Below are 7703 nucleotides of genomic sequence, written 5' to 3'. Positions count from 1 at the left end.
CCCGCGGCGAAGCGAAGCAAGACGTGGGAGCCGGCGGGTGGGCCCACGCAGGCGAGGGACCCGCGGCGAAGCGAAGCAAGACGTGGGAGCCGGCGGGTGGGCCCACGCAGGCGAGGGACCCGCGGCGAAGCGAAGCAAGACGTGGGAGCCGGCGGGGACTAGAGTGACTTTCGTGAGCACCTCTGCCGGCTGGGACCATCCCCGCACGTCCTTTTACACTGACCACTACGAGCTGACCATGCTGCAGGCATCGCTTCATTCCGGCGCCGCGCACCGCAAGTCCGTGTTCGAGGCCTTTGCCCGGCGGCTACCGGACGGCCGGCGTTACGGCATTGTGGCAGGTACCGGACGTCTCCTTGAGGGCATCGCAAATTTCCGCTTTGGCGAGGCCGAACTGGACTTCCTGGCCCGGACCAAGGTGGTCAACGAGGAGACGCTCGAGTACCTGGCGTCCTACCGTTTCTCCGGTGATATCTGGGGCTATCCGGAAGGGGAAGCGTACTTCCCGAACTCCCCCATCCTGATCGTCGAAGCCACCTTCGCCGAAGCGTGCATGCTGGAAACGTACCTGCTGTCCGTGCTCAACCACGACAGCGCCATCGCCTCCGCCGCATCCCGGATGGTCAGCGCCGCCGGCGGCCGTCCCTGTATCGAGATGGGCTCACGGCGCACCCACGAGGAAGCCGCCACCGCCTCCGCAAGGGCTGCCATCATTGCCGGCTTTGACAGCACGTCCAACCTGGAGGCGGGCATCCGCTACGGGATCAAGACCGTGGGCACTGCCGCTCACTCCTTCACCCTTCTGCATGACACCGAGCGTGATGCCTTTGAAGCCCAGCTTGCGTCCCTCGGTGATGCGACGTCCCTGCTCGTGGACACCTACGACGTCGAAGCGGCCGTGCGCACGGCGGTGGACCTTGCAGGTCCGCGGCTCGGGGCGGTCCGGCTGGATTCAGGAGACCTGGTGGCGCAGGCCCAATGGGTCCGCCAGCTCCTGGACAGCCTGGGAAACGAAAACACCAAGATTGTGGTCACTTCCGACCTGGACGAGTTCGCCATCGCCGCGCTCCAGTCAGCCCCCGTGGACTCCTACGGCGTGGGCACCTCCCTGGTCACCGGGTCCGGCGCCCCGACCGCCAGCATGGTGTACAAGCTGGTGAGCCGCACGGACGATGACGGCAACTTCGTCTCCGTTGCCAAGGCGGCCAAGAACAAGGCGAGTGTGGGCGGGCGCAAGTATGCGCTGCGGAAACTGAACGAACGGGGCATAGCCACGGCGGAGGTTGTGGGTGTGGGCGTCCGGCCGGAGGATGACGGGAATGACCGCCCGCTGCTGCAGCAGTTCATGAAAAACGGCGAACTGATGCCGGGCTGGACCGGCTCCGAAGGTGTGCTCCGGGCGCGCCGGCGGCACGCCGAATCCATGGCTGAACTTCCGGCCGTGGTCAACCGCCTTCAGCGCGGTGAAGCAGCCATCCCCACTATTTATGAAGACAACTGAGGAGGACTGATGTCCCGCGCCCTGATCATCGTTGATGTCCAGAACGATTTCTGCGAAGGGGGGTCGCTTGCCGTAGCCGGCGGCGCAGCGGTGGCAGGCGCCATCAGCGAATACGTCGATGCCCACCACACTGAGTTTGACCACATCGTGGCCACGCAGGACTGGCACATCAATCCCGGCGGCCACTTCTCAGAAACCCCGGACTTCATCGACAGCTGGCCGCCGCACTGTGTGGCCGGAACCCGCGGTGCGGAGCTGCACCCCGACCTGGACACCGAGTACATCGATGCCTATTTCCAAAAGGGCCAGTTCGCTGCGGCGTACTCCGGCTTTGAGGGATTGCAGGCGCCGGAAGACGCCGTTCCCACCGGGGAACGGCAACCGGGGGCACTTCCCGGCGCCGGCGACGCTGACCGGTATGCCGCAGCCGAGGATGCCATCGGCCTGGACGACTGGCTGCAGAGCAACGACGTCGAGGACGTGGTGGTGGTGGGCATCGCCACCGACTACTGCGTCAAGGCGACGTCTCTTGACGCAGTCCAGGCGGGCTATTCGGTGACGGTCATCCGTTCCCTAACGGCGGGAATCGCGGAGGACCTTGAGGAAGCGATCACCGAAATGGAGCTGGGTGGCGTGGACGTCGCCTGAGCCCTTCTCCGCCACGCAGGTACGCAGTGACTCGAGTGGCCCGGTGCTCAGCACCGGGCCACTTTCACTTCCGAAGCACTTCTGCCGGCCCGCCTATTTGCGGCCGATAAACCAGTCCTGAAGCTTCCGCAGACGGGACTGCAGCTGTTCCTCATTGGCCTGTGCAACCGGTGGACCGCCGCAAACAGTCCGCAGCTTGGTGTGGACCACGCCGTGGGGCGTCCCGGTACGGGCTGACCAGGCAGCGACATTCTTGGCCAGTTCATTCCGCAGGTCCATCAGCATCCGGTGGTCCGGAACGGCCGGAGCCGCAGTTTCTGCCGCCGCGGGAGCACGCCGGCTCTTGCGGTTGAGCTGCTCATGCTGGCGCTGGCGAAGCAGCGTGCCCACCTGTTCGGCGTCCAGCAGCCCGGGAATCCCCAAAAAGTCCATCTCGTCATCAGACCCCACCTCACCGCCGGTGCCGAATTCGCCGCCGTCGAACAGGACACGGTCAAAGGACGCCTGCGAGTCCAGGGCCTCGAACTTGCCCTTCGCGAGGCTGTCCGAGGCCTTGTCCTCGCGGTTGGCTTCCGCCATCAGCGAGTCCTCGGGGTTGAAGAGGCCGTCCCCGTCCTCTTTCTCGGGGCGGTCAAGGGCGTGGTCGCGCTCGGCTTCCATGGAGTTGGCCAGGGCCATCAGCTGCGGCACGGACGGCAGGAAGACTGACGCCGTCTCACCCCGCTTGCGGGCACGCACAAAGCGGCCCACCGCCTGGGCGAAGAAGAGCGGGGTGGACGTTGACGTCGCATATACCCCCACGGACAAGCGGGGCACGTCAACGCCTTCGGACACCATCCGCACGGCAACCATCCAGCGCTTCTCGCTGGCCGTGAATTCCTCGATCTTGCTGGAGGCCTTGGCGTCGTCGGAAAGGATGACCGTGGGTGACTCCCCGGTGATGCGCTTCAGCTGTCCGGCATATGCCCGGGCATCCTCGTGGTCAGTGGCGATGACCAGCCCGCCGGCGTCGGGGACGGTGCGGCGCACCTCGCTGAGACGCTTGTCCGCCCCGGCAAGCACGGCAGGGATCCATTCGCCTGCCGGGTTCAGCGCCGTGCGCCATGCGTGCGAGGTGATGTCCTTGGTGACCGCAGCCTCGCCCAGGGATGCCGCCATCTCCTCTCCCGCGCTGGTCCGCCAGCGCATCTGCCCGGAGTAGGCCATGAACATCACCGGCCGGACCACGTGATCCCGCAGGGCGTTGCCATAGCCATAGGTGTAATCCGCCCTGGACCGGCGGATCCCGTCCCGGTCCTCGGCGTACTCCACGAAGGGGATGGGTGAGGTGTCCGAGCGGAACGGCGTACCGGTCAGGGAAAGCCGGCGCACCGCGGGATCGAACGCCTCGCGGAGGCCGTCGCCCCAGGACAGCGCCTCGCCGCCGTGGTGGATTTCGTCCAGGATCACCAACGTTCGTGCGGCCTCTGTTTTGGCCCGGTGCAGCATGGGCTTGCTGGCAACCTGCGCGTACGTAACAGCGACGCCTATAAATCCCCGGCCGTGCTGGCCGTCAGAGTTCTTGAAGTTGGGGTCGATGGCTATTCCCACCTTCGCCGCGGCATCTGCCCACTGGCGCTTGAGGTGGTCCGTGGGCGCAACGATGGTGACCCGGTTGACCGCGCCGGAGTCAATAAGGGTTGACGCGACCCGCAGCGCGAAGGTGGTTTTACCGGCGCCGGGCGTTGCCACGGCCAGGAAGTCCCGGGGGCTTGTCCTCAGGTAGAGGTCCAGGGCTTCCTGCTGCCAGGCACGGAGTTTCGGGGCGGTTCCCCAGGCTGCGCGTTCCGGATAAGCCGGAGGCAGGGTGGGGCCGCCAAAAAGCGTCTCCGTCACTACTTGTTGTTGCCTGAGTCCCCTCCGGGACCCTTGCCGCCGTCGTTGCCCGGGCGGAGGCCGTCATAGACCTCTTTGCACATCGGGCACACCGGGAACTTCTGCGGGTCCCGGCCGGGCGTCCAGACTTTACCGCACAGGGCGATGACGGGTTCGCCTGTCAGCGCGGACTCCATGATCTTTTCCTTGCGCACGTAGTGCGAAAAGCGCTCCCGGTCTCCGGGTTCCACTTCCTGGCGCAGTTCCTCGCGCTCAATGGTGGCCGTGGACGTTCCAGTCCCGGAAAGCTCGCGCATCGGGTCGTTTTCGAGAGGGTCCGTCATGCTAGTCATGCCACCCATCTTAGCCTTTCCCTCAACGGGAAGTTCGACGGCGGCGCCTCCCCCGCCGGGGGAAACGGCACCCCGCTGCCTGCCGTCGTCGTACTTTTTCCCTGCCTGCCCACGGTTGTTGCCAGCCATTCAAATGCCCTGCCAGGCGGGCTTGTTGTCGTAGGTGTGCCGGTAAAAGTCGGCCAGTTTCAGCGCTGAGGCCGCTGCCTCGTCCAGCAGGACGGTGGCGTGGGGATGGAATTGCAGCACTGACGCAGGGCAGATGGCGGACACCGGCCCTTCAACAAAATCGCGGACCGCCTGCGCCTTTTGCGCTCCGGTTGCCAGGAGGATCACATGGCGGGCATCCATGATCGTTCCCAGGCCCTGCGTCAGGACGTGGTGCGGGACCTCGGCCAGGCTGCCGAAAAACCGGGCGTTGTCCCGGCGTGTCTGTTCAATCAGGCTCTTGATCCGGGTCCGGGATGTGAAGGAGGAACCTGGCTCGTTGAAGCCGATGTGGCCGTCGGTGCCGACGCCGAGGAGTTGCAGGTCGATGCCGCCGGCAGCGGCGATTGACTCCTCGTAGGCACGGCAGGCCCCGGGAATGTCCGCGGCAGTCCCGTCCGGGCCGTGGACATTTTCCGGAGCGATGTTGACGCGGTCCGTAAATTCCCGCCGGATGACCTCGCGGTAGGACTCGCGGTGGCCGGCCGGCAGGCCCACGTACTCGTCCAGTGCAAAGCCGGAGGCTCCGCTGAAGTCCAGGCCGTCACGCTCGTGGCGGGTGGCGAGCTCATCGTAGACCGGCAGCGGCGACGATCCGGTAGCAAGCCCCAGGACTGTGTCCGGCTTGCGCCGCAGGAGCTCCCCGATCGCCTCCGCGGCGAGCTTTGCAATCTGTTTGCTGCCGTTGAGGATGACTACTTCCATGCTGTTCCCTTCGGGGCCATGTCAACTTCGTTGCCTGTCAACTGCTCCATCATGCACTCCTCAGCGGTTCACTGTTACCTGGGCCAGCAGCTCGGGGCCACGGGCGTCCAGCCATCTTCCGCCGAGCCGGACCCCCACCACCAACAGGCCCGCGCCCAGCATGGGCCCGACGGCAAGGTTCAGCCAGCCGAACAAGCTGTTGCCAGTGAGCAGTTGTGCGGCCAGGAGGGCGGCCTCGGGCAGCACCAGGACCATCAGGACGCCCAGCCCGGCGAACTGCACGGCGAGGGTCTGGCCCACGTTTCCAGGGGGCTTCTTGAAGGGGCTGTCGCCGGGCAGCGGAACCGCCACCGTGTACCGGGCCGAGACCACGGAGGACAATCCCAGTCCCGTAAAAAGGATCCCCAGACTCAGTCCCAGCTGGCCAGGCAACAGGCCCCAATCGCCGGTGAAGGCAGGGTAACCGGCGGCGAACAGCAGGACCACCGGCAGTGCGAAGGCCAGGCACGCCAGGGCCCGTCCCAGCCTGTCGTCCACGCCGCGGACCCCGCAGGCCAGGTGCAGGGCAAAAGCGGTGTTGTCGTAGGAGACATCAGCGGAGATGGACCAGGCGAGGATGAAGGCTGTCATCGGGGCCAGGAGCGCCAAAGTGCCGAAATCGCCGGTTTGGCTGCCCTGGAACACGAGCACCACCGGAAGGAGCGGGATCACGATGAGGGAGCCGGAGTAGCGGGGGTCCCGGATCCAGTAAGTGAGCGCCCTGGCCATGACCGCGCCGGCAGGAACAGCGGGCAGGACGCCGAGCAGCCCCAGTTTGCCGCCCGTCCGCTTGCCGCCGCCGGAGTAGGGCGGGGTGACAAGTGCCCGCTCCAGCAGCAGCTTCCAGCACCACCCCAAGCCGGCGAGCACCGCGATGGAAATGACCAGCTTCAAGGCCGCTGCGCCTGGCGCGCCGGCCGCGACGTCGCCGGCAAGGGCCCATGGGGCGCCCAGCGGAGTCCACGACAACACCCGGGCGACGTCCGGAAGGAATTCGCTTGAGGCAGTGATGCCGCGTCCTGCTCCCGCCAGGATCGGACCCAGGAGGACCAGCGGCACCATAAATGCGACCGCGCTGACGTCCTTGAAACGGCGCGACGACGCGAGGCCCGCCGTTCCCGTGGTCACCACTTTGGACAGCACGATGCAGGTCAGCACGCCGAGCGCTGCCCCCACCAGGGCTGCGAGCGCGGGCAGCACGCCCCGGGACCAGGTCACCACCGTGGACAGTGCCACCAAAGCTGTTGCCAGGCCCGGAATGCCGATCAGACCGCCCAGCGCCAGCCCCGCCAGCATCTGTTTCATCGGAACGGCGAACGTGGTGAAGCGGGCCGGGTCCAGCGTCAGGTCGATAGCCGACGCCACCACCGGAATAATGCCCCAGCCCAGGACCGCCGCCGAGCCGCCGAGAACCACGGCGGTGTACACCAGCTCGTGTTCGGCCCCGCGCAGCAGGACCAGCACCACCACCAGCGTGGCCACGATGCCCAGGGCATAGAGCCCGGCGAAGGCCATGCCGACCAGCTGCCAGGGGCTGCGGCGAAGTCCGTTGCGCAGCAGCGTGAGTTTGAGCCTTAGAAGGTGCGCAACCATTCCAGCCCCTCCGTGTGGCTGCGCCCGCCCACCAGCTGCACGAACCGGTCTTCCAGGGGCACTCCCCCGCGCACCTCGTCCACAGTCCCCGCAGCCAACAGCCTGCCGCCGGCTACCACTGCGACGTGGTCGCACATGCGCTGTACCAGGTCCATCACATGGCTTGAGACGATCACCGTGCCGCCGGAGGCCACGTAGCTGTCCAGGATTGATCGGATGTTGGCTGCGGACACCGGGTCAACGGCTTCGAACGGCTCGTCAAGCACCAACAGCCTGGGCGCGTGGATCAAGGCAGACGCCAGGGCGATTTTTTTGGTCATTCCCGCCGAGTAGTCAACCACCAGTGTGCCGGCGTCCTGCGCCAGGTCCAGGGCAGCGAGCAATTCGCCCACGCGGCTGGCCACCACCTCCTTGTCCATGCCGCGCAGCAGCCCGGCATAGGTGATGAGCTGTTCGCCGGTCAGGCGGTCAAAGAGCCGCACCCCGTCCGGCAGGATCCCCATCATCCGCTTGGCCTCCAGCGGCCGGGCCCAGACGTCCACGCCATGAACCACGGCGGTGCCGAAGTCCGGGCGCAGCAGCCCCGTGGCCATTGACAGGGTGGTGGTCTTGCCCGCGCCGTTGGGGCCGACGATTCCGAAAAAGGACCCTGCAGGGACGTCCAGGCTGATGCCGTCCACCGCGATCTTTTGCCCGAACCGCTTAACCAGCCCCCGGATGGACAGTGCGGCTGCGGGACCGGCCGGCGGAGCCGGGTGACGTTGCTGGTCAGTCATGATGCCAGACTAGTCCCCGCGGCGGGG

Annotated in this window: 7 protein-coding genes; 2 read left to right on the top strand and 5 right to left on the bottom strand. The window is 66.6% G+C overall.

What is annotated here, in order from left to right:
• Positions 1–172: 172 nt before the first annotated feature.
• Positions 173–1501, top strand: a complete 1329-nt coding sequence (locus AC5RT4_RS16120) for a nicotinate phosphoribosyltransferase (protein WP_494040026.1) — start codon at positions 173–175, stop codon at positions 1499–1501.
• A gap of 9 nt (positions 1502–1510) precedes the next feature.
• A complete protein-coding gene (locus AC5RT4_RS16115; RefSeq protein WP_494106439.1) occupies positions 1511–2149 on the top strand; it encodes an isochorismatase family protein in 639 nt (212 codons plus the stop codon).
• Positions 2150–2242: 93 nt separating this feature from the next.
• Here AC5RT4_RS16115 and AC5RT4_RS16110 read toward each other — a convergent pair whose 3' ends face one another.
• The 5 genes from AC5RT4_RS16110 to AC5RT4_RS16090 all read right to left on the bottom strand — a co-directional run bounded on the left by AC5RT4_RS16110 (position 2243) and on the right by AC5RT4_RS16090 (position 7676).
• Entirely contained in the window at positions 2243–4024 is a 1782-nt protein-coding gene (locus AC5RT4_RS16110; protein ID WP_494040028.1) for a DEAD/DEAH box helicase, read from the bottom strand.
• Positions 4024–4365 (bottom strand): DUF3039 domain-containing protein, encoded by a 342-nt coding sequence (locus AC5RT4_RS16105; protein ID WP_494040153.1) that lies wholly within the window; start codon positions 4363–4365, stop codon positions 4024–4026. The genes AC5RT4_RS16110 and AC5RT4_RS16105 overlap by 1 nt, the downstream gene beginning before the upstream one ends.
• Positions 4366–4485: 120 nt before the next feature.
• Positions 4486–5268, bottom strand: a complete 783-nt coding sequence (gene nagB, locus AC5RT4_RS16100; RefSeq protein ID WP_494106438.1) for a glucosamine-6-phosphate deaminase — start codon at positions 5266–5268, stop codon at positions 4486–4488.
• Positions 5269–5328: 60 nt separating this feature from the next.
• The gene (locus tag AC5RT4_RS16095; protein ID WP_494106437.1) at positions 5329–6900 is read right to left on the bottom strand and encodes a transporter; all 1572 of its coding nucleotides are present in this window, start codon (positions 6898–6900) and stop codon (positions 5329–5331) included.
• A complete protein-coding gene (locus tag AC5RT4_RS16090; RefSeq protein ID WP_494106436.1) occupies positions 6882–7676 on the bottom strand; it encodes an ABC transporter ATP-binding protein in 795 nt (264 codons plus the stop codon). Before AC5RT4_RS16090 ends, AC5RT4_RS16095 begins: the two co-directional genes overlap by 19 nt.
• Positions 7677–7703: the final 27 nt, after the last annotated feature.

This window comes from Arthrobacter sp. sptzw42 (assembly GCF_059089685.1).
The sequence above is the reverse complement of the archived record's forward strand: the minus strand, read 5'-3'. Positions and strand labels throughout refer to the sequence as shown.